Source organism: Enterococcus sp. 10F3_DIV0382, assembly GCF_002140245.1.
GTDB classification, from domain to species: Bacteria; Bacillota; Bacilli; order Lactobacillales; family Enterococcaceae; genus Enterococcus_B; species Enterococcus_B lactis.
In genome coordinates, this window is the sequence record NZ_NGMF01000001.1 from 1,862,554 (window position 1) to 1,883,592 (window position 21,039).

At 39.5% G+C, this 21,039-nt stretch carries 19 protein-coding genes and 1 riboswitch; of the genes, 1 reads left to right on the plus strand and 18 read right to left on the minus strand.

Features of this window, described 5'->3' with window-relative positions:
- Nucleotides 1-5 precede the first annotated feature (5 nt).
- Genes purH through purC form a run of 8 tightly spaced genes read right to left on the minus strand, consistent with a single transcriptional unit; the run spans nt 6 to nt 8,490 of the window.
- Nucleotides 6-1,541 carry a bifunctional phosphoribosylaminoimidazolecarboxamide formyltransferase/IMP cyclohydrolase gene (purH, locus tag A5849_RS09355; RefSeq protein WP_002313842.1) on the minus strand — a complete coding sequence of 512 codons (1,536 nt, stop codon included), beginning with the start codon at nt 1,539-1,541 and terminating at the stop codon, nt 6-8.
- A complete protein-coding gene (gene purN, locus A5849_RS09360) occupies nt 1,538-2,116 on the minus strand; it encodes a phosphoribosylglycinamide formyltransferase (protein WP_002309479.1) in 579 nt (192 codons plus the stop codon). The genes purH and purN overlap by 4 nt, the downstream gene beginning before the upstream one ends.
- The gene (gene purM / locus A5849_RS09365) at nt 2,113-3,165 is read right to left on the minus strand and encodes a phosphoribosylformylglycinamidine cyclo-ligase (RefSeq protein ID WP_002309480.1); all 1,053 of its coding nucleotides are present in this window, start codon (nt 3,163-3,165) and stop codon (nt 2,113-2,115) included. The genes purN and purM overlap by 4 nt, the downstream gene beginning before the upstream one ends.
- Before the next feature lie 22 nt (nt 3,166-3,187).
- On the minus strand, nt 3,188-4,627 hold the full coding sequence (purF, locus tag A5849_RS09370; protein ID WP_002309482.1) for an amidophosphoribosyltransferase: 1,440 nt from the start codon (nt 4,625-4,627) through the stop codon (nt 3,188-3,190).
- A complete protein-coding gene (gene purL / locus A5849_RS09375) occupies nt 4,612-6,834 on the minus strand; it encodes a phosphoribosylformylglycinamidine synthase subunit PurL (protein WP_002309483.1) in 2,223 nt (740 codons plus the stop codon). The genes purF and purL overlap by 16 nt, the downstream gene beginning before the upstream one ends.
- Nucleotides 6,835-7,506, minus strand: a complete 672-nt coding sequence (gene purQ / locus A5849_RS09380) for a phosphoribosylformylglycinamidine synthase subunit PurQ (protein ID WP_002335014.1) — start codon at nt 7,504-7,506, stop codon at nt 6,835-6,837.
- Between the two features lies 1 nt (nt 7,507).
- Nucleotides 7,508-7,762 (minus strand): phosphoribosylformylglycinamidine synthase subunit PurS, encoded by a 255-nt coding sequence (gene purS / locus A5849_RS09385; protein WP_002309490.1) that lies wholly within the window; start codon nt 7,760-7,762, stop codon nt 7,508-7,510.
- The gene (gene purC, locus A5849_RS09390; RefSeq protein WP_002309491.1) at nt 7,762-8,490 is read right to left on the minus strand and encodes a phosphoribosylaminoimidazolesuccinocarboxamide synthase; all 729 of its coding nucleotides are present in this window, start codon (nt 8,488-8,490) and stop codon (nt 7,762-7,764) included. Before purC ends, purS begins: the two co-directional genes overlap by 1 nt.
- Before the next feature lie 255 nt (nt 8,491-8,745).
- Between purC and A5849_RS09395 the strand changes: the two genes are divergently transcribed.
- Complete coding sequence (locus tag A5849_RS09395; protein ID WP_002309492.1) at nt 8,746-9,123, plus strand: hypothetical protein; 378 nt, start codon at nt 8,746-8,748, stop codon at nt 9,121-9,123.
- Between the two features lie 157 nt (nt 9,124-9,280).
- Here A5849_RS09395 and purB read toward each other — a convergent pair whose 3' ends face one another.
- The 10 genes from purB to A5849_RS09450 all read right to left on the minus strand — a co-directional run bounded on the left by purB (nt 9,281) and on the right by A5849_RS09450 (nt 19,845).
- On the minus strand, nt 9,281-10,576 hold the full coding sequence (gene purB / locus A5849_RS09400; RefSeq protein ID WP_002306865.1) for an adenylosuccinate lyase: 1,296 nt from the start codon (nt 10,574-10,576) through the stop codon (nt 9,281-9,283).
- 12 nt (nt 10,577-10,588) lie between these two features.
- Nucleotides 10,589-11,713: a 5-(carboxyamino)imidazole ribonucleotide synthase gene (purK, locus tag A5849_RS09405; protein WP_002309493.1), complete on the minus strand. Its 1,125-nt coding sequence runs from the start codon at nt 11,711-11,713 to the stop codon at nt 10,589-10,591.
- On the minus strand, nt 11,706-12,194 hold the full coding sequence (gene purE, locus A5849_RS09410) for a 5-(carboxyamino)imidazole ribonucleotide mutase (protein WP_002309494.1): 489 nt from the start codon (nt 12,192-12,194) through the stop codon (nt 11,706-11,708). The genes purK and purE overlap by 8 nt, the downstream gene beginning before the upstream one ends.
- A gap of 233 nt (nt 12,195-12,427) precedes the next feature.
- Entirely contained in the window at nt 12,428-13,735 is a 1,308-nt protein-coding gene (locus tag A5849_RS09420; protein WP_002292241.1) for a nucleobase:cation symporter-2 family protein, read from the minus strand.
- Nucleotides 13,736-13,737: 2 nt separating this feature from the next.
- Complete coding sequence (locus A5849_RS09425; RefSeq protein ID WP_002292242.1) at nt 13,738-14,319, minus strand: xanthine phosphoribosyltransferase; 582 nt, start codon at nt 14,317-14,319, stop codon at nt 13,738-13,740.
- A gap of 114 nt (nt 14,320-14,433) precedes the next feature.
- A riboswitch (purine riboswitch) is annotated at nt 14,434-14,531 on the minus strand.
- Nucleotides 14,532-14,887: 356 nt separating this feature from the next.
- Nucleotides 14,888-16,180, minus strand: coding sequence for a Gfo/Idh/MocA family protein (locus A5849_RS09430; protein WP_002309496.1), 1,293 nt, complete (start codon nt 16,178-16,180; stop codon nt 14,888-14,890).
- The gene (locus A5849_RS09435; RefSeq protein WP_002309497.1) at nt 16,177-16,800 is read right to left on the minus strand and encodes a hypothetical protein; all 624 of its coding nucleotides are present in this window, start codon (nt 16,798-16,800) and stop codon (nt 16,177-16,179) included. The genes A5849_RS09430 and A5849_RS09435 overlap by 4 nt, the downstream gene beginning before the upstream one ends.
- A 2-nt stretch (nt 16,801-16,802) precedes the next feature.
- On the minus strand, nt 16,803-17,639 hold the full coding sequence (locus tag A5849_RS09440; RefSeq protein ID WP_002292245.1) for a carbohydrate ABC transporter permease: 837 nt from the start codon (nt 17,637-17,639) through the stop codon (nt 16,803-16,805).
- 16 nt (nt 17,640-17,655) lie between these two features.
- Nucleotides 17,656-18,543 (minus strand): carbohydrate ABC transporter permease, encoded by an 888-nt coding sequence (locus A5849_RS09445; protein ID WP_002313850.1) that lies wholly within the window; start codon nt 18,541-18,543, stop codon nt 17,656-17,658.
- Between the two features lie 15 nt (nt 18,544-18,558).
- Nucleotides 18,559-19,845, minus strand: coding sequence for an ABC transporter substrate-binding protein (locus A5849_RS09450; protein WP_086310058.1), 1,287 nt, complete (start codon nt 19,843-19,845; stop codon nt 18,559-18,561).
- Between the last annotated feature and the right edge of the window lie 1,194 nt (nt 19,846-21,039).

A 21,039-nucleotide genomic window follows, 5' to 3' on the forward strand; every position in this document is an offset into this window, starting at 1 on the left:
CCTCTCTAATGTCTAAAATGCCGAACATCAGTAAAGACCATTGCTAGATCGTATTTATTCGCCATATCAATAGAATCTTGATCTTTGATACTTCCGCCTGGCTGAATGATTGCTTTTATACCATGTTTGGCTGCATATTCAACTGAATCATCCATTGGGAAATAAGCATCGCTAGCTAAAACTGCACCTTCCATTTTCTCTTGCGCTTGTTCAATCGCAATTTTTACTGAACCGACTCGATTCATCTGACCGGCTCCGATTCCTACTGTCTGACGTTCGTTTGCCAGCACGATCGCATTAGATTTCACATGTTTGACAGCTTTCCAAGCAAACGCCAATGCTTTTACTTCTGCTGGAGTTGGCTTACGTTTTGTCACGACTTTCCACGCTTCTTCGTTTTCCATTGCCAGATCTTGATCTTGTACAAGAAGTCCACCTAAGACTGAGACCGTTTCTTCTCGATTTTGACTTTCTTCTTGCGCAAAGTCTATTGTCAGTAATCGGATGTTTTTCTTTTTTTGCAGTAATTCCAAAGCTTCTTGTGTATAAGAAGGGGCAATGATGATTTCTAGAAACAGCTTATGCATCTGTTCTGCTGTTGGCAGATCTACTTCTCGATTCAAAACGATGATCCCACCAAAGATTGAAACAGGATCTGCTTCATATGCTGCTTCCCACGCTTCTAAAATCGTAGATGCTGACCCAATACCGCAAGGATTCATGTGTTTCAAGGCGACTACCGTTGGCTCGTCATATTCCTTCATGATCCGTAACGCAGCATCCGCATCACGGATATTATTATAAGAAAGTTCTTTCCCATGGAGTTGTTTTGCTGCTGCGATCGAATATTTTTCCAGAAGAGCGGACTGATAAAAGGCAGCGGCTTGATGACTATTTTCACCGTAACGAAGAGTTTGTTTTCGTTCATACGTAAGTGTCAATTTTTCCGGTTCTTTTTCTTCCACCCAATCCGTTAAGTATTGAGCGATCAGTGCATCATATGCAGCAGTATGACGAAAGACTTTTGCCGCTAGTTTTTGTCTGAAAGAAAGCGAAGTATGCCCATACTGACGTAATTCTGAAAGTACCTCTTCATAGTCAGATGGATCAACAACAGCGGTGACAAATTCATGGTTTTTTGCTGCACTACGGAGCATACTAGGACCACCGATATCAATGTTTTCAATAGCTTCTGCTATTTCGACATCTTGTTTCATAATCGTTTCTTTGAAAGGATATAAATTGACACAAACAAAGTCGATTGGTTGGATATTTTCCGTCTCCATTGCCTCCATGTGGCTAGGGAGATCGCGTCTCCCTAAAAGACCACCATGGATTTTAGGATGAAGTGTTTTGACACGACCATCCATCATTTCAGGAAACCCTGTCACTTCTTCGATCGAAAGCGTTTTGATTCCAGCTTGATCCAATGCATGCTTTGTTCCTCCTGTTGAAATGATTTCTACTCCTTGTTCAATCAAACCTTGGGCAAATGCTACAATCCCAGTTTTATCTGATACACTGATCAATGCTCTTGTCATTTCAGATAGCCTCCATTTTCAATAATTTCACTAATCACTTCTGGATAGATTCGATGTTCTACTCTATGGATTTTTTCTTCTAAAGAATCGAACGTGTCCTCCTGTTCGATCCTCACTTTTTCCTGTCGGATGATTGGTCCAGTATCTACACCTTGGTCGATATAATGAATTGTGACACCCGTTTCTTTTACTCCAGCTTCAAATGCATCACGAATGCCATGCAAACCAGGGAATGCAGGTAAAAGAGATGGATGGATATTGATGATTCTTTTATCATAATTTTCCAGCAATACTGGTCCAATGATTCGCATGTATCCAGCTAGTACAATCAAATCGATCTTTTTTTCTTTCAATTTATGCAAAATCGCTTCTTCATACTCTTTTTTGGATTCAAATTCTTTAGGTGAAAAACAATCTGCCGGTACATCCAATGCGACTGCACGTTTCAAAACATATGCTGCAGGCTGATCACAAAACAACCAGTCAATCGAAGCTTCCAATCCTTTTTTTGATAAATAATCGGCTAGCGCTTGAAAGTTGCTTCCGTTTCCAGAAGCAAAAACAGCGATTCTCATCGTTCTTCTCCTGTAAACACCACACGATGTTTTTCTTTGGCGATCACTTTCCCGATTTCATAAACTTTTTCGCCAGCTTGCTCAATCTCGTGTACGATTTCTTTTACTTTTGCTTCCTCGACTGCTAAGACCATCCCAATGCCCATATTGAATATTTCATACATCTCCATCATAGGAATCTCACCATATTTTTGTAAACAGCCGAAGATCGGAAGAATCGGCCATGTGCCAAGTTTGATTTCAGCAGCCATAGATTCTGGTAACATTCGCGGGATATTTTCTACAAACCCTCCACCGGTGATATGTGCAGCTCCTTTGATTTTCTTTTCTTTGATTAGGGGAAGCAAGGAAGAAACATAGATTTTCGTTGGTTCAAGTAATACTTCGCCAAGTGTTTTTTTCAATTCTGGCAGTTTTGATGATAAAGAAAACTGCTGCTGCTCAAAGAAAATTTTGCGAACAAGAGAGTACCCATTTGAATGGATTCCGCTAGATGCTATTCCAAGCAACACGTCTCCTGGGTTGATTGTTTCTCCTGTCAATAATTGAGATTTTTCAGCTATCCCTACAGCAAATCCGGCTAGATCATAATCATTTCCAGAGTACATACCGGGCATTTCAGCTGTCTCTCCGCCAATCAGTGCCATATTTCCTTGAACACACCCATCCGCTACACCTTTTACTACATTTTCTAAACGTGTCGGATCATTTTTCCCCGTTGCTAAGTAGTCTAAGAAATACAACGGCTCTGCGCCTTGTGCTAAGATATCATTGACACACATCGCTACGCAGTCAATTCCGATCGTGTCGTGTTTGTCCGCTTCGATTGCTACTGCTAATTTCGTCCCTACACCATCGGTCCCCGAAACAAGGACTGGCTCTTTTAATTGAAAGACCGATAAATCGAAACAGCCGCCGAATCCTCCTATAGCGCCCATCACACCTAATCGTTCCGTTTTTTTGACATGCTTCTTGATCCGTTCTACTACTTCATATCCAGCTTCGACATCTACGCCAGCTTTTGCGTATGCATTTGCCATTGGCTTCATATGCTCCCTTCTTGATCTGCTTTTAAAAGAACGATACTTTTTCTTTTAGTGATTCCTGATATTTTTCTTCATAGTCATATAACGGTGTCGGATAATCTCCGTTGAAATAAGCCATACACAATCCTGAATACGGGGCATCTTTTTCCAGACCGATCGATTCGATTAGACCCTCTTCACTTAAAAAACCTAAAGAATCGGCACCGATACATTCTTTGATTTCATCAATCGTATGATTGGCCGCAATGAGTTCTTTACGCGTTTGAATATCAATCCCATAAAAACATGGATATTTCAAAGGAGGAGAAGCAATCCTCACATGTACTTCTTTTGCTCCTGCTTCTTTCAAAAGATGGACGATCCGTCTGCTTGTCGTGCCCCGAACGATCGAATCATCAACCATGATCACCTTTTTCCCTTCCACTACCCCGCGTACAGCAGATAATTTCATTCGGACACCTTGCTCTCTTAGCTCTGGCGTCGGCTGGATAAATGTTCGGGCAATGTATTGATTTTTTACTAATCCAATTTCATAAGGGATACCGCTAGCTTCTGCATAACCACTTGCGGCTGACAAAGAAGAATTAGGTACACCAACGACCATGTCTGCTTTTACTGGCGATTCTTTCGCTAAATTCCGTCCCATATTTTTCCGGGCAGTATGCACATTGATCCCTGCGATATTTGAATCCGGTCTGGCAAAATAGATATATTCCATCGAACAAATAGAAAGCTGCGTGTCCTTCGTAAAGCAATCAATCTGGATTCCTTCGTCATTGATGATCACTATCTCACCAGGCTGGACATCTCTTATAAAACGTGCCCCAATAACTTCTAATGCACAAGTTTCCGAGGCAATCACGTATGCTCCGTTTTTCATTTGTCCGATTGCTAATGGACGAAAACCATTCGGGTCCAAAGCGGCAATCATTGCCGTTTCCGTCATTAATAAATAGGCAAAGCCACCTTTGACTTCATTTAAAGCACTTTTCAATTTATTTAAAAAATCTGTTTCTTCACTTCGTCGGATCAAATGCATCAATATCTCCGTATCGGAGTTGGAATGGAAGATTGCCCCATTTTCCTCTAACTCTTTTCTAAGGGAGCGAGCATTGATCAAGTTACCATTATGCGCTAAGCCGATCGACTGATCATGAAATTTGAATAGAAAAGGCTGAATATTGTCCACACTTCCATTGCCTGCTGTTGCATAACGTACATGTCCGATTGCAGCTTCTCCTGTTAACTGCTGCAATTTTCTTTGATCTTTGAATACCTCAGAAAGTAGACCCAGATCTCGATGACCCATGAGTTTCCCTCGATCATTGGACACGATACCCGCACCTTCTTGTCCTCGATGCTGAAGACTATGGAGCCCGAAGTATGCCACACTAGCGGCGTCTGGATGACCCCAAACACCGAAGATTCCGCATTCTTCATTTAAACTCTTCACTTCATAAGACATACGATTGCATCCTCCCAGCACTTTCTTGCTACTGCTGTTTCTATTTTGATTTGACCGTCAGTTGCTGATATTTCGATTATCGCTTCATCCGTCACCTTACCTGCTAAAACAGCAGCATCTCCCATCATTTCTTCGAATCGTGTCTGGTTTTCCGGTGCAACTGTCAATACAAACCTTGATTGAGTTTCTGCAAACAATTGAGCAGAGGGCAAGCCAAACTGCACAGATAAACCTAACTGATATTTGAAAGCTGATTCTGCCAGTGCAATTGCCAAACCACCTTCTGAACAGTCATGGGCACTTTCAATCAATCCATTTTGGATGGCTGTCAATACTAACTCCTGGTTTTTCTTTTCAACGGCTAGATCAAAGTTTCGAATCACCCCTTCGATTCTTCCAAGCTGCATCTTTTGTAATTCACTGCCATCAAAATCTGCAAACGTCTTGCCTAATATATAGATTAGATCCCCTGATTTTTTGAATTCTTGAGTAGTGATATGTTCATGTTCCTCGATCAATCCGACCATACCGATCATCGGTGTTGGATAGATTGCTTGACCGTCCGTTTCATTATATAAAGAGACATTTCCTGAAATAACAGGAGTTCCTAACGTTTCACACGCAGCAGCAATGCCGTCAGCTGAAGTCGATAATTCCCAAAAAACTTCTGGTTTATCAGGAGAACCATAGTTCAGGCAGTCGGTGATCGCCAAGGGTCTACCACCGCTAGCAATGATATTTCTAGCTGCTTCTGCCACTGCTATTTGTCCTCCGACTTTTGGATCCAAATAGAGATAGCGAGCGTTGCAGTCTGTGGTCATCGCTAATGCTTTATTCGTCCCTCTGACTCTCATCACAGCCGCATCGCTTCCTGGACAGACCACTGTATTGGTTTGTACTTGTGAATCATAAGTTTCGTAGATTGAACGTTTCGAAGCAATCGTCGGTTGTTGCAACAGATCAAGCAATACTTGTCCAGGTTCTTCAATAACCGGCTGATAAGGAGCCAACTGCTGAAAATCTGCGATTCGAGCTGGTTCTTTCATCTCTTTATGATAGACTGGCGCATCTTCAGCCAGCGCATCGACTGGCAGATTCGCTACTTCTTTCCCTTGATGATATAGACGATATTGCCCGTCGTCTGTTACTTTACCGATAGTGACTGCATCTAGATCATACTTCTGAAATAGTTCTTGGATTTTTTCCTCCTCTCCTGATTTGACACAAATCAACATCCGTTCTTGTGATTCGGATAGCATCATTTCATAAGGCGTCATTCCAGTTTCTCTTTGTGGGACTTCGTCTAATGTCAATATAAGTCCTGAACCAGCTTTTGAAGCCATTTCCGCACTAGATGAAACAAGTCCTGCTGCTCCCATATCCTGTATACCTACTAGAGAATCCGAATGATGCAAGATTAATTCCAAACACGCTTCAAGCAGTAGCTTTTCCATAAAAGGATCCCCTACTTGTACAGCAGAACGTTGCTGTTCTTCTTCTTGACTAAATTCTTCTGAGGCAAAAGTTGCGCCGTGGATGCCGTCGCGACCTGTTTTTGCTCCTACATACATGATCGAATTGCCGACACCAGCAGCTTGCCCTTTCTGGATATCTTTGTGTTCAATCAAACCTACACACATTGCATTGACTAATGGATTTCCTTCATAACAAGGATCAAATGCAATTTCGCCACCTACAGTCGGTATGCCGATACAATTGCCGTATCCGCCGATACCTGCAACTACTTCTTCTAGTAAATATTTTGTTCTTGGATTATCTAATTCGCCGAATCTCAATGAATCTAGCAACGCAATTGGACGAGCACCCATGCTGAAAATATCTCTGATGATTCCGCCAACTCCTGTCGCAGCTCCTTCATAAGGCTCCACGGCTGAGGGATGGTTGTGACTTTCTGCTTTGAAGACAACTGCTAGTCCATCACCGATGTCGACGATGCCTGCGCCTTCTCCAGGGCCTTGCAAGACATGAGGTCCACTAGTAGGAAATTTGCGTAGAACCGGTTTAGAATTTTTATAGGAACAATGTTCGCTCCACATAACAGAAAACAGTCCAGTTTCCGTATAATTAGGCATTCTTCCTAAGATATCTTCTTCGATCATTCGATATTCTTCATCAGTCAATCCCCATTCGGCATAGATTTTTTTTTTCTTGATCTCTTCAGCTGTCGGTTCATTCAATGTTTTCATCTATACGGTCACCTTTCCGAAGTTTTTTAAAATGGAAGCAAAGAATCGTTTCCCATCTTCTGATCCTAGCAAGTCTTCTACTGCACGTTCTGGATGAGGCATCATTCCTAACACATTCCCCGCTTTATTCGTAATCCCTGCAATGTTTTCCACGCTGCCGTTGATGTTGTCATTATAAGTAAAGACGATCTGATTATTTTCCTTTAGGTCTTCAAGTGTTTCTTCGTCACAGAAATAATTTCCTTCCCCATGAGCAACTGGAAGAGAGATTATTTCATCTGCTTCATATTCTGAAGTAAAGGCCGTCTTAGGATTGACTTTCAATGGTACAGTTTTACAAATAAAATGCAAAGACTCATTTCGTCTCAGTACACCTGGCAACAGTCCAGCTTCTGTCAATATCTGGAATCCATTACATGTACCGAATACGGGTTTCCCTTCTTCAGCAAAACGAACCACTTCTTCCATGATTGTAGAAAACCGAGCAATCGCACCACATCTCAAATAGTCACCATAGGAGAATCCTCCCGGCAGTAAAACCCCATCAAATCCTTCTAAAGAGGACTCATCATGCCGTACAAATTCGGCATCAGCGCCCATGATCTCGCGAACTGCCCATAACATATCTGCGTCACAATTTGAACCTGGAAAAACGATGACCGCAAATTTCATGTTATACTTCCTCCATTTTTTTGATTTCATATCGGTATGTTTCCATATTTACATTTGCAAGCAACTTATCACAAATCGTTTCAATCACTGTATCGATTGGTTCTTCTGTATCAGCAAGTTGTATCTCAAAGTATTTTCCGATACGGATATCTTCGATTGTTTCATATCCCATACGATGGACTGCTTTTTTTACTGCTTCTCCTTGAGGATCTAATACTGAATCTTTATAGGTTACATAAACTTTTACGAAATACATCATACTCGCTCCTTTTCTTCAGTTAGTTCCGATAGACGGTTATATACTTCTTGATAGACTGGAATCAGATTACCTAAGCCTCTGCGGTAAACGTCTTTGTCCATATGTTCATTCGTATGTTCATCCCATAATCGGCAAGTATCCGGTGTTACTTCGTCCGCAAGTAATATTTTTTCATTCGACCGACCAAACTCTAGCTTGAAATCTACTAAAACCAGACCAACCTTAGCGAATAATTCGATCAAAATTTTATTGATAGCTAATGCTTGGGTTTTCAGCTCACTGATTTCTTCCGGTTTTGCCAGTTGCAAGTAATAGATATGCTCTTCATTGACAAACGGATCATCCAACTGATCATCCTTATAGTAGAATTCAACGATTGGCTTGATTAATTTTTTGCCTTCAGGAACACCTAGACGTTTTGAGAAACTTCCTGCTGCAATATTTCGGATCACCACTTCCAGAGGGATGATTTGTACTTTTTTTACTAATTGTTCGGTTTTAGATAATTGTTCAATAAAATGATTTTTTATTCCTCGCTGGGTCAGATAGCGGAAAATCGTACTTGTGATTTTATTATTCAATTCTCCTTTCCCACTTATCTGATCTTTCCTCGCGCCATTCAACGCAGTCGCCTGATCTAAGTATTCTACCCAAATCAAGTTTTCATCAGAGGTAAGATATAATTTTTTGGCTTTCCCTTCGTACAGAAGTTCTTTTTTCTCCATGTCCGACTCTCCTTTTTATTTACATTCAAAGCAAATACAACGATTTTTGTTCGTGTTTTCACTTTGAATTTTAACAATCATCTTTTTAGAAATCAATATAAATATGTACATTAAAGGCATTAGATTCTTTTAATGTTCGTGTTTTGTTGTGAGTACAAAATCCCCCTCATCAACAAGCGTTTACATTTATATATAATGATGGTATATTAAAATTAACTAAAAATTTGGATAACTGGATCGAGGAGGCACTTGCCGATGGAAGATGCAATAAAACAAGGTCAGCTTTTTTTATCAGAGTTAACGGCTGAAGAACGTTCCTGTCTATATAATGATTTGTTGTCGATCAAAGACGTTTATTTATGCAATAAAGATACTAGTTTTTATACCTTTCGGAAAATCCGCCGAGCAGCTAAGCGTTGCGCTGAATGCCGTAAAAGGACTTTTCGTTATCGAACAGAACACAAAGGCGAACTTTTAATCAGTCAGATCCACGAGCAGAAACTTTTCAAAAATCACTATCGTATCCAGATCTTATTTAATGGACAAGAGATGGAATATACTTTTCTCGAAAATTTGCTGCAACATCTCCATAACCAGCATTTTAGTTATAATAGCCAAGCCATTTACGCTTAATTCCTCTATTTTTTGTATATAAAGAGGTAGTCGCTTTATTCCTATCATTGATAAGAAAACATAATAAACTAAAAGAAGCAGAACCGCTAACGGATCTGCTTCTTTTTTGGTTATTTTTGCTATTCTATTTTAATTAAATTTTGCAACTCACTCTTCTTTATTCCAAACCTACTCGTTTGAATATCACGTCAACGTTTTTCAAATGATGATGATAATCAAAGGCATCGTCTATTTCTTCTTTAGATAAGACCGATGTGATGGTCGGATCTTCTTCTAACAGCGGGCGGAACTGAACTTGGTTGTCCCAAGCATACGCAGTTTTTGGCTGAACAAGATCATAAGCTTCTTCTCTTGTCATTCCCTTATCGATCAATTTCAGCATAACGCGTTGGCTATAAATCAAACCAAATGTTGCAGACATATTCCGCTTCATGTTTTCAGGAAAGACCGTTAGATTTTTAACGATATTGCCAAAACGATTTAACATGTAATTCAATAAAATCGTGGTATCAGGCAAGATGATTCGCTCTGCTGAAGAATGAGAAATATCTCTTTCATGCCATAATGTGACATTTTCATAGGCAGTGACCATGTGTCCGCGCACCACTCTGGCTAGACCAGCCATATTTTCTGAACCGATTGGATTCCTTTTGTGTGGCATAGCAGAAGAACCTTTTTGACCTTTCGCAAAAAACTCTTCTACTTCACGTGTTTCAGACTTTTGCAATCCGCGTATCTCTGTTGCAAAGCGTTCAATACTTGTAGCAATAAGCGCCATCGCTGAGAAATATTCAGCATGTAGATCCCGAGGGAGAACTTGAGTAGAGATTTCTTGCGGACGGATTCCCAATTGTTTACATACATACTCTTCAATAAATGGCGGGATATTTGCGAACGTCCCCACTGCTCCTGAGATTTTTCCTGCTTCTACTCCTTTTGCCGCATGTTCGAATCGTTCGATGTTCCGTTTCATTTCTGAATACCATGTGGCAAGTTTCAATCCAAAAGTAGTTGGTTCAGCATGGACACCGTGTGTTCGACCCATCATCACTGTATATTTGTGTTCTTTTGCTTTTTCGCCAATGATTTCTGTAAAACGTTTCAGGTCTTCCCGTAATATATCATTTGCTTGCTTGATGAGATAGCCATAAGCAGTATCTACGACATCCGTACTTGTTAGACCATAATGGACCCATTTTCTTTCTTCTCCCAATGTTTCAGAAACTGCTCGTGTAAAAGCAACGACATCATGGCGTGTTGATTTTTCGATTTCCAAGATCCGATCGATATCAAATGATGCATGTTCACGGATTTTTTTCACATCTTCTTGTGGGATTTCACCAAGTTCTGCCCAAGCTTCATCTGCTAAAATCTCGACTTCGAGCCACGCACGGTATTTGTTCTCTTCCGTCCAGATATTCCCCATTTCAGGGCGTGTATAACGTTCTAACATGTTTTTTCTCCTCTAATCCCAAATATTCGTTTGTTTGATTTCTTCCAGCGTTTGCTGGATGTCTTCTGTCAAGATAGTGATATGTCCCATCTTGCGACCTTTTTTCGCTTGTTTTTTTCCATAGAAATGGAATTGCCAGTCTGGCTTATTCTCAATCAAGCGATAGCTTTCCAACAGTTGTTCTCCCAAAACATTGACCATCACTGCATTGCTTGTCAGACGCACTTTTTCTCCTAATGGCCAGCCGCAAATACCTCGAATATGGGCATCGAACTGACTCATAGAACAAGCTTCGATAGAATAATGCCCAGAATTGTGAGGACGAGGGGCTAATTCATTCACATATAACCCGCCTGTTTTTGTTAAGAACATTTCTACCCCTAGAGCACCTGAAAGACTTACTGCTTCTGCAATCACACGGGCAATACGCTCAGCCTCCTCGATCACATCCTGATCAATCGCAGCTGGAGCAATCGTTTCGTGCAGAATGTTGTTTCGATGGATATTTTCCACGACCGGAAAAGTTGTGAAATCTCCTTGTCCATTTCCTGCTACCATGATCGAAATCTCTTTTTCAAATGGGATCCATGCTTCTAAAACACAGGTTCCTTCTCTTAAAAGATCCATTGCAGGGGCCAAGTCTGCACGACTTTTCAAAACATACTGCCCCTTGCCATCATAACCGCCTCGAGTGGTTTTCAAAACGCAGGGATAACCGATCCCGTCAATCGCATCTTGGATATCTGTCGGACTGACGATCGTTGCATAAGGAGCAATCACGATGTTGTTCGTTTCCAAAAAAGATTTTTCCAATAGGCGGTCTTGCGTAATCGCAAGCAAGTCTGTCCCTTGAGGAATAAATGACATGGGTAAGATCGCATTTAGCGCCTCTACACTGACATTTTCAAATTCATAGGTAATGACATCTGTTCTTCTAGCAAGCTCTTTCAGCGCAAAGGTGTCATCATAGACACTTTCAATGTGCCAATCTGCAACTTGTGCGGCTGGACAATCACTTACAGGATCCAGCACACCTACTTTAAAGCCCATTTCTTTTGCACTAATCGCCATCATACGACCTAATTGACCGCCGCCGACGATCCCGATCGTTGAACCAGGCAACAAAGGTTTAACCAAGTTGATCACTACTTTCTATAACAGTTTTAGCCAACATTGAACGTCTTTCAGCCAATTTAGCCTCCAATTCTAAATCATACATGGAAAGCATCTGTATCGCAAGTAGTCCAGCATTAATTGCTCCAGCTTTTCCGATTGCCGTAGTAGCCACAGGCACGCCTCCAGGCATTTGAACAATCGACAGAAGCGAATCTAAACCATTTAATGTTCGTGATTGGACCGGTACGCCGATAACCGGCAAAGTTGTTTTTGCCGCAACCATCCCCGGTAGATGGGCGGCTCCACCTGCTCCTGCAATAATGATTTTGATTCCTTTTTCTCGAGCACCTTGTGCATATTCAAACATCAAATCTGGTGTGCGATGAGCAGAAACGACTTTTTTTTCATAAGACACACCGAATTCTTCCAATATTTGACATGCTTCTTTCATTGTTTCCCAATCTGAAGTACTCCCCATGATCACAGAGATTTTTGCTGTCATTGTTTTTCCTCCCAGTTTTTCTACATCCATATTTTAACAATCGTATTTTTTGATGTCAAAGAAATTTCGAATATTGATAAAGAAAACCATTTTATTGTTCGTGTTTATCCAATACATAAAAAAGGACGTGACAAAAGTGATGTCACATCCTTTTTTTAGTATAAATGGTATTCAAACAGCTGACCCTCGATATTCACTCAAAACGCTGGTTTCGCAACTTTTCTTTTACTTCATTATTTTTTGAAGGCTTCTTCTACTATTTCTTCATCTTTTTTTAAACCATTAAAGATCAGATTCAATATGATAGCCGTAATACTACTCATTACGATGCCATTGCCAGTGAACATTTGCAATGTTTGAGGCATTTGACTGAATAGTGTCGGCGTAATATTGAAACCTAGCCCAAATCCAACAGAAACAGCAACAATCAATAGATTTTTATCATTACTGAAATCAACTTCCAACAGCATACGGATTCCTTGGACTGCCACCATCCCGAACATGACTAACATTCCTCCACCAAGTACCGGCTCAGGAATGATTTGTGCTAACGCACCAATTTTAGGGAATAATCCTAAAACAATCAAGAAGAACGCAGAGAAGTAAATAGGTTTTCTCGTTTTGATTCCCGAAAGTTGAACCAATCCGACATTTTGAGAAAAGCCTGTGTAAGGGAATGTATTGAAAATACCGCCTAAGATAACGGCAAGTCCTTCTGCACGATATCCTTTTTTCAATTCTTCTTCTCCAACATTCTTTCCAGTAATGTCCCCAAGCGCAAAATATACACCCGTTGATTCTACCATACTGACCATAGAAATGATGATCATCAGTAAAATCGACCATACATCAAAAGTTGGCTTACCAAAATAAAAGGGTTGTGGGACATGGAACAATGGTGCATCTCCAATCGCACTCAGATCGATCATTCCCATGAAAGCAGCTAAGATGCTTCCACCGACTAAACCAATCAATACCGCGATGGAACGAATGAACCCTTTTGCCAACATTTGCACACCTACAATGAGGAGAATCGTCACAAATGCAAGTAGTAGATTTGTTTTGTCACCAAAATCAGCCGCTGTTGCATTACCGCCACCCATTTTTTCAATTGCTACTGGAATCAATGTCAAACCAATAACGGTGATAACCGTTCCTGTTACTAAAGGCGGGAATAATTTCTTGATTTTAGAAAAGATACCTGAAACTAACACAACAAAGATACCTGAAGCGATAATAGATCCATAAATAGCTCCTACTCCTTCATTAGTTCCGATCAAGATCAGCGGAGCTACTGCTTGGATCGCACATCCTAAAACAACAGGCAAGCCAATTCCGAAAAATCGGTTAACGGTCAATTGCAATAATGTTGCTAATCCACACATAAAGATATCAATTGAAATCAAGTAAGTCATCTGTTCTTGATTAAAGCCTAGTCCTGTACCGATCAAAAGAGGCACCGCTACTGCTCCTGCATACATCGCTAACAGATGCTGCAGCCCTAAAACCGCGGCTTTTCCATTTTGTGTTTCTTTTTCCACGATTATGCGTCCTCCTCAAGAAACTCAACTTGTCCATTCGTCAAGGAAGCGATACGTGCAAGAGAAACGACTCTCAATCCCATTTCTTCAAGCAACTGACGTCCATCTTGGAAAGACTTTTCAATGACGATCCCAATTCCTTCTACTTGAGCTCCAGCTTGCTGGCATAATTCAATCAATCCTTTTGCCGCTTGTCCGTTTGCCAAGAAATCGTCAATAATCAATACTTTATCTTCTGAAGATAAGAATTTACGAGAAATAGAAATCGTACTTGTCACTTGTTTCGTAAAAGAATAAACAGAAGCCGTCAATAATTCTTCATCCATCGTCAAGCTTTTGGCTTTTCTGGCGAAGATCATTGGAACACCTAATTCTTTTGCAGCAAATAAAGCTGGTGCGATCCCAGAAGCTTCAATGGTCACAACTTTCGTGATTCCTTGTTCTTTAAATACTTCTGCAAACCGTTGCCCCATTTGTTCCATCAATACAGGGTCTACTTGGTGAGTGACGAAACTGTCGACTTTTAGTACGCCCTCGCCTAATATACGTCCGTCTTTTTGAATACGTTCAACTAATTCTTTCACTTTATTTGCTCCTTTATCATTTATTAATACCAAAAAACCGCTTTTGTGCAAAAACCTACTATGTTTCTGTTAAAGAAAAACACCCTCCACTTTATCATAAGAAAAGAAGGGTGAAATAGCCAATCTTTTACTTATAGTCCAGCATTTACGGTACTGGCTAGAAACTGTCATCCATATTATGACGATATATAAGTAGGTATGTAAAACTAATAATAGTGTAAAATCATTTTCTTGCAACTGTTTTGCACGTGAAGGCAGTTTGACATATTTGAATAAAGAATGTTGTTTCAAATATTGAAAATAGTCTAACACTACTTTCTGAAACTGACAACGTGGTTTACTTATTTTTTTGTAAAATCTAATGTTTTTTAATGCATTACTCTTTTTTGTTCGGGTTTAAATAGTTATTTTTATTTTCATTTATCCAAAAATTCTATTTCACACAAAAAGGATTGTGAAAAAAAACGTGTCACAACCCCTTTTTCGAATAAATAGTGTTCCAAAGACAATCTACGGCAATAGCGCACAGATTTATAACGTACAGGAAATAATTTTCGTAAATTCTTTCTTATTCCTTGAAGTTGACAAGTTCGTCAATCGCCACTGCTTTTCCTGAAGCAATAGAGTGATTCGCTGCGATTCCTGTCAAAATCGACAGGATACCATCTACGTGAGTTGCTGCTCGATTCCACGGATCTTCTTCCTTTACTTCGCCAAATAGATCATCCAACAAACGTGGATCTCCTCCGCCATGTCCACCTGCTTCTTGTTCAACGATTACCTCATAGGGTTTACCGAACATCGGATAGACCTGGATGGACTGAAGAACGGCTGCTCCCTCATCTTTTTTATCTCCACCAGCGTTGATATAGGACTTTTCGATCACTTTCATTTCGATCCGTCCTTTGCTGCCATTAAAAGAAACATTGAATCCTTCCCACGGCATATACGCATTTAGCGAATACGTCAATATCGTACCGGTCTCGTATTTGACCGTCACTCCTAACGTATCTTCAATAGAAATATCATCGGAAAATACACTGCGATCACGAATGTATCCACTGTCTTCTTCTGCTTCCAAATACATTTCTCGTAATTCCTCATTGGCTGATAGATCTATAGCAAATGGATCATTTTTGGCTAGTTCGCTTCCATAGCATCGACTGTAAAATGTTTCTACTCCGCGTTTTTCCGCATTATGCATTCCATAAAAATTCAATCCACCAAATGCGAATACCTTTTTTGGCTGGCTACTCAACCAAAAGTTCACCAGATCAAAATGATGGGTAGATTTGTGCACGAGAAGTCCGCCACTATTGTGTTTATTTCGATGCCATCTTCTGAAATAATCTGCCCCGTGCTGCGTATTCAGCAACCATTCAAAGTGGATAGAGAAAACATCGCCGATTATGTCTTTTTCCAGCAGTTCCTTTATCTTCGTGTGATATGGCGCATAACGATAATTGAAAGTGACTCGCAGATTCCTTCCCGTTTGTTTTTGAACAGTTATTATTTCTTGCGCTTTTTCCTCATCAATAGTCAGAGGTTTTTCGCAAATAACATCATACCCTTTTCTCATTGCACGGATGATATAATCATGATGCGTTCGATCTACTGACGTGATAATGACTTCATCTGGCCGTACATCATCCAGTAGCTGTTCAAATTGCGATGGCATACATGTCTTTACTTTCTTCTGTCCATACTTATTCACAAGTACTCGATTTGCATAATCCATTCTTGTTTGAGACACATCACAAAAACCGACCAGTTCACAAGTTCGATGATACGTAGAGGCAATTGCCTCATAAAAAAAGCGAGCTCTTCCGCCAAGACCGACTTGTACATATTTTTTCTTCATTTGAACTCATTCTCCTTTTCTTTTAACCAGCATGCTGTGACAAACGGCAGTCCGGGATACAACAATGCAGTAAGTAACAGATCATATTGTATACACCAAAACAGCCCATACAAAAGACAGAAATACCACAGAAACCCTTTGACGTTTTTTGACAACAGCCAGATATTTCTTTTGATCAAATAAATAAGACTATCTGCTTTCTCTTCTTTGCAGACATCAATTAGCGTACTAAAAAAACCATGGGATACAAAAAGCAACAGACACAATAGAAAAGGAATCAGATACCAAGCATCAGCCTTTTCTATGAACAAATACCAATCAGCTGCAAAAATAAGAACGAACAGCTGAAACAACGCAACAATGAAACATGACCTTTTGATTTTTTCTTTCCGCCAACCTACCTTCTTTTCCGCCAAATAATGGGCAGATAGATAATAAGCAGGATACATCATCAAAAAATAAATCAGATAGACAACATGAGCAGAAAGCGTTAATCCTAAAGTGAAAAAACATCCTAGGAAAAAAGCGAAAAGACCATGACTGATAAGACTGGTTAAAAAAATCCGACAGAAATAGTAGTTGATCTTGTAAAGAAACATCTCCTCTATTGGCTTTTTCATCTTCAGCCTTTCAAGCCGCTTGTACTGATTCCTTGGACGAGATATTTATTGAAGAATAAGAAAATCAAAAAAACCGGCAGCAGAGACAGCGTAGACATCGCAAACATACTGGCGTAAGTCGTGCTAGATCCAGCATCTGCAAATAATTTGATGGCAATCGATACGGTATAAGATCTCGGCTTGTTCAAATAGATCAGCGGTCCCATAAAATCATCCCATTTCCAATAAAACTGGATAATAATCGTGGTGATGATCGAAGGTTTTAGCAAAGGAAAAATAATTTTGGTAAAGACACTATATTTGCTGCATCCGTCAATAATCGCAGATTCATCTAACTCTTTAGGGATGCCGACCATGAATTGCATGATCTGATAAATAAAAAATGCTTGTCCAAAAAAGTGCGGTAAAATCAGCGGCACATACGTACCAACCAAATTTAGCCGATTGTAAATAATAAACTGCGGAATCAAAATCACTTGTGCAGGAATCATCATCGTTACTAACATGACGACGAACCAAAACCTTTTTCCTTTGAAATCGATCCTCGATAATGCGTAAGCAATACAAGTCGAGCTCAGCACTGTCCCAATCGTTGATACCGCAGAAATGACAAACGAATTCTTAAAGAACGTGAAAAATGAGATTCCAGCAAAACCTGCCCATCCTTCTGCGTAATTTTCCCATCGAAAAGTTTCTGGAATCAAATTCAGTGAACCACTCAGAATCTCTTGATCCGTTTTAAAAGAACCGGCAATCATCCACAAGACTGGATAAATCATGACTAGACCTAATAGCAAAATAAACCCGTACTGGAACCATTTCATTACTGTTTTATTCATTTTTTCCTCCCCCCGTTCACACAACGACCCATTTTTTTGATGATTTAAAAATCAGAAAGGTGACAGCACCCATGATCAACAGCATGATCCACGAAATAGCACTAGCATACCCCATAGAATTAAAAGAGAATGCTTGGTTATACACATAAAGAGCATAAAAGTTCGTGGCATCATTCGGACCACCTTGGGTAATGATGAACGCTTGCGTGAAAGTCATAAACGCTGCAATCGTCTGCATGACTAAGTTATACAAAATGATTGGCGAAAGAAGAGGTAGCGTGATCTTGTAAAACGACTGCCATTTATTCGCTCCATCGATCTCTGCCGCTTCATAATACGAGGCTGGGATCTCTTTGATACCTGCAGCAAAGATGATCATTGCCGAACCGAATTGCCAAGCAGACATCAAAACAAGAGGGATCATGACCAATTTTTGATCGCCAAACCAGGAAAGTGCTGGTGCGCCTAGGCGTTCTAGAAAAATATTCACTAATCCATTTTTAGAAAATAATTCTCGCCACACTAGAGCAATAGAAATACTGCCGCCAATCAAACTAGGTACATAATACAAAGAACGAAAGAAAGTCGTCCCTTTGATATTTCTCGTTAAAAGATAAGCAATCAATAGACCAAAGATCAGTTTCACAGGCACAGAGGCGAATACATAGAGAAAAGTGACTCGGATGGAGTTCAAAAAACGAGCATCACTTAGCATTTTTATATAATTATCCAAGCCGATCCATGAGACTGGATTCCCCAGCCGATAATCGGTAAACGAATAATAAAGAGACAAGATCATCGGTATTACCGTTATCAATAGAAATCCTAGAATAAATGGAGAAGCAAATACGTAACCGACCACGTTATCTTGATTCATGAATCGTTTTAGTTTTTCTTTTTTCATGCTTTCCTCCTGTTACTATTCCAGAACGTTTGAAGCAAACTCATAAAAACTCTCTGCTGCTTCTTCTACCGTCATTTCTTCATAGATAACTTTTTCTACTAAAAGATTGTATTGATCTTGGATTTCTGGATTTAAAGCGCTATCAAAAACATTTACTTCACCGTTGTCCATATCGGATATCATTTCTAAATAGTCGAATGTCGCTTGTAAAGTTGTATCATCTGTCTGAGCGAGTTGTTCTCGAATATTGGACATGATTGGTACACCGCGTTCTCCTTTTAAAATCTCATTGGCTTCTTCACTGTTTTGGAAGAAATCAATAAATTTAGCCGCTTCTTCTTTGTGTGCTGAATTTTTTGCCATACTCAGCATTTGCGAAGAACGTAATGGAATACCAGATTCTCCATCTGCTTTTCTGCGAGGAGGATTAATCAATCGAATTTCCATATCTTCAGGAGCGCCTGACAAAATTTCTGTCAACTGGTTACTTGATAGAAAAACCATCGCTGCTTCGCTATCTCTAACTGCCTGAAAAGACAGATCTGTCGTACTTGCAGCTCCACCACCCGGTTCTGGATGGGCACCTTTGTCTACCAGATTTTTACGCAGCTGGAAAAAATCTGTTAAATAATCCGGATTTTCGAATCCCAAACTGTTAGATAAATCCTCCTGATTATAAAAATTCAATCCTTTCTCAACTTGCGGTATTTGAATAATACAGCCAGCTATAAAATCTTCGAACCTTGAAATAGCATAAATCCCTAATTCTTCAGTAATTTGATAGCTGATTTGTTCAAATTCTTCCCATGTCCAATTGGAAGCAGGTTCAGGGATACCTAATTGTTCAAATATATTTTTATTGTAAGCAATCGCAAACGAGTTCACCCCGTTGGACAGTCCAACTAATTGCCCGTCGTAAATCGTCGTTGCCAAATAGGATTCATCCGCATTAGAAACATCAATTATCCCTTTTTCCACATATTCATCTAATGGTTCAATCTGATTGATGTATTGAGGAAATTGATTATTTAATTGAAAAATATCCCAGATATCATTTGATGCTGCTAGCGTACCTAATTTTGTGTAATATCCTTCATAATCATAGAATTCATACTCGATCGTCACATGAGGATTTTTTTCTTCGTAAAGCTCGATTACTTTTACCGTTGCATCGTGTCGAACTTGTGAACCCCACCAAGCCATGTTCAACGTAATTTTTTCGTCGTCCTCTTCTTGCCCACAAGCCGTCAAGAATAATAATATAACACTTAATGCTAAGATGATTCTCATTTTTTTCTTCATTTCCTACACCTCTACTTCCATTGACATTTTTCAATATACTGTATTCTTATACAGTATATATTTATAAAATCCTCTTTTTTAAAGGCGAATAAAAACCAAGGCTTGCCTTTTTGTTCTGCCTAGGATGAACAACTCAATACTTTCAAGGAAAATTAGATAGTGCTGATTTTTTTCCATTGCTACAAATGCTTCTTGCTTCAATGATGGGAGGATAATTGCGCAAAGAAAAAGGATATCAGACAACCGTCCAATATCCTTGACATAGCTAAATAAGCGTGCCACTCTGCGTATATTATTCCCTAAAAAATCAGAAAAAATAACTAGTAATTCTGTATGAAATTAGGTACAATATACACGTTGATGCACAAGCATTGACTATGGCAACTTGATTGGTCAGTTCCCGCTGACTTTTCAAGCCCCGGTGATTTAGCTGCTACTAAATTGCCGGGTGCCTTTTTTAGTTTTTATTCGTTTTTCATTCTATAGAAAGCGCTTCAATAAATCAAGACATTTTTTTGTTAGAATGCTAATAATAACAAAAGATTTTAACTATTCTTATGTACATTACAGATAAAAAAACAAAAAAATTTCTCTTTTTTTGAATTCTGAACAAATAGTACCTGTCTCTTATACACATCTAGATGTGTATAAGAGACAGGTTATTATTAGCATTCTAACAAAAAAATGTCTTGATTTATTGAAGCGCTTTCTATAGAATGAAAAACGAATAAAAACTAAAAAAGGCACCCGGCAATTTAGTAGCAGCTAAATCACCGGGGCTTGAAAAGTCAGCGGGAACTGACCAATCAAGTTGCCATAGTCAATGCTTGTGCATCAACGTGTATATTGTACCTAATTTCATACAGAATTACTAGTTATTTTTTCTGATTTTTTAGGGAATAATATACGCAGAGTGGCACGCTTATTTAGCTATGTCAAGGATATTGGACGGTTGTCTGATATCCTTTTTCTTTGCGCAATTATCCTCCCATCATTGAAGCAAGAAGCATTTGTAGCAATGGAAAAAAATCAGCACTATCTAATTTTCCTTGAAAGTATTGAGTTGTTCATCCTAGGCAGAACAAAAAGGCAAGCCTTGGTTTTTATTCGCCTTTAAAAAAGAGGATTTTATAAATATATACTGTATAAGAATACAGTATATTGAAAAATGTCAATGGAAGTAGAGGTGTAGGA

Excerpts from the sequence above, each read along its gene's own strand:
- purH (WP_002313842.1), bottom strand. The coding sequence starts at position 1,541 with ATGACAAGAGCATTGATCAGTGTATCAGATAAAACTGGGATTGTAGCA.
- purN (WP_002309479.1), bottom strand. The coding sequence starts at position 2,116 with ATGAGAATCGCTGTTTTTGCTTCTGGAAACGGAAGCAACTTTCAAGCG.
- purM (WP_002309480.1), bottom strand. The coding sequence starts at position 3,165 with ATGAAGCCAATGGCAAATGCATACGCAAAAGCTGGCGTAGATGTCGAA.
- purF (WP_002309482.1), bottom strand. The coding sequence starts at position 4,627 with ATGTCTTATGAAGTGAAGAGTTTAAATGAAGAATGCGGAATCTTCGGT.
- purL (WP_002309483.1), bottom strand. The coding sequence starts at position 6,834 with ATGAAAACATTGAATGAACCGACAGCTGAAGAGATCAAGAAAAAAAAA.
- purQ (WP_002335014.1), bottom strand. The coding sequence starts at position 7,506 with ATGAAATTTGCGGTCATCGTTTTTCCAGGTTCAAATTGTGACGCAGAT.
- purS (WP_002309490.1), bottom strand. The coding sequence starts at position 7,762 with ATGTATTTCGTAAAAGTTTATGTAACCTATAAAGATTCAGTATTAGAT.
- purC (WP_002309491.1), bottom strand. The coding sequence starts at position 8,490 with ATGGAGAAAAAAGAACTTCTGTACGAAGGGAAAGCCAAAAAATTATAT.
- A5849_RS09395 (WP_002309492.1), top strand. The coding sequence starts at position 8,746 with ATGGAAGATGCAATAAAACAAGGTCAGCTTTTTTTATCAGAGTTAACG.
- purB (WP_002306865.1), bottom strand. The coding sequence starts at position 10,576 with ATGTTAGAACGTTATACACGCCCTGAAATGGGGAATATCTGGACGGAA.
- purE (WP_002309494.1), bottom strand. The coding sequence starts at position 12,194 with ATGACAGCAAAAATCTCTGTGATCATGGGGAGTACTTCAGATTGGGAA.
- A5849_RS09430 (WP_002309496.1), bottom strand. The coding sequence starts at position 16,180 with ATGAAGAAAAAATATGTACAAGTCGGTCTTGGCGGAAGAGCTCGCTTT.
- A5849_RS09435 (WP_002309497.1), bottom strand. The coding sequence starts at position 16,800 with ATGAAAAAGCCAATAGAGGAGATGTTTCTTTACAAGATCAACTACTAT.
- A5849_RS09440 (WP_002292245.1), bottom strand. The coding sequence starts at position 17,639 with ATGAATAAAACAGTAATGAAATGGTTCCAGTACGGGTTTATTTTGCTA.
- A5849_RS09445 (WP_002313850.1), bottom strand. The coding sequence starts at position 18,543 with ATGAAAAAAGAAAAACTAAAACGATTCATGAATCAAGATAACGTGGTC.
- A5849_RS09450 (WP_086310058.1), bottom strand. The coding sequence starts at position 19,845 with ATGAAGAAAAAAATGAGAATCATCTTAGCATTAAGTGTTATATTATTA.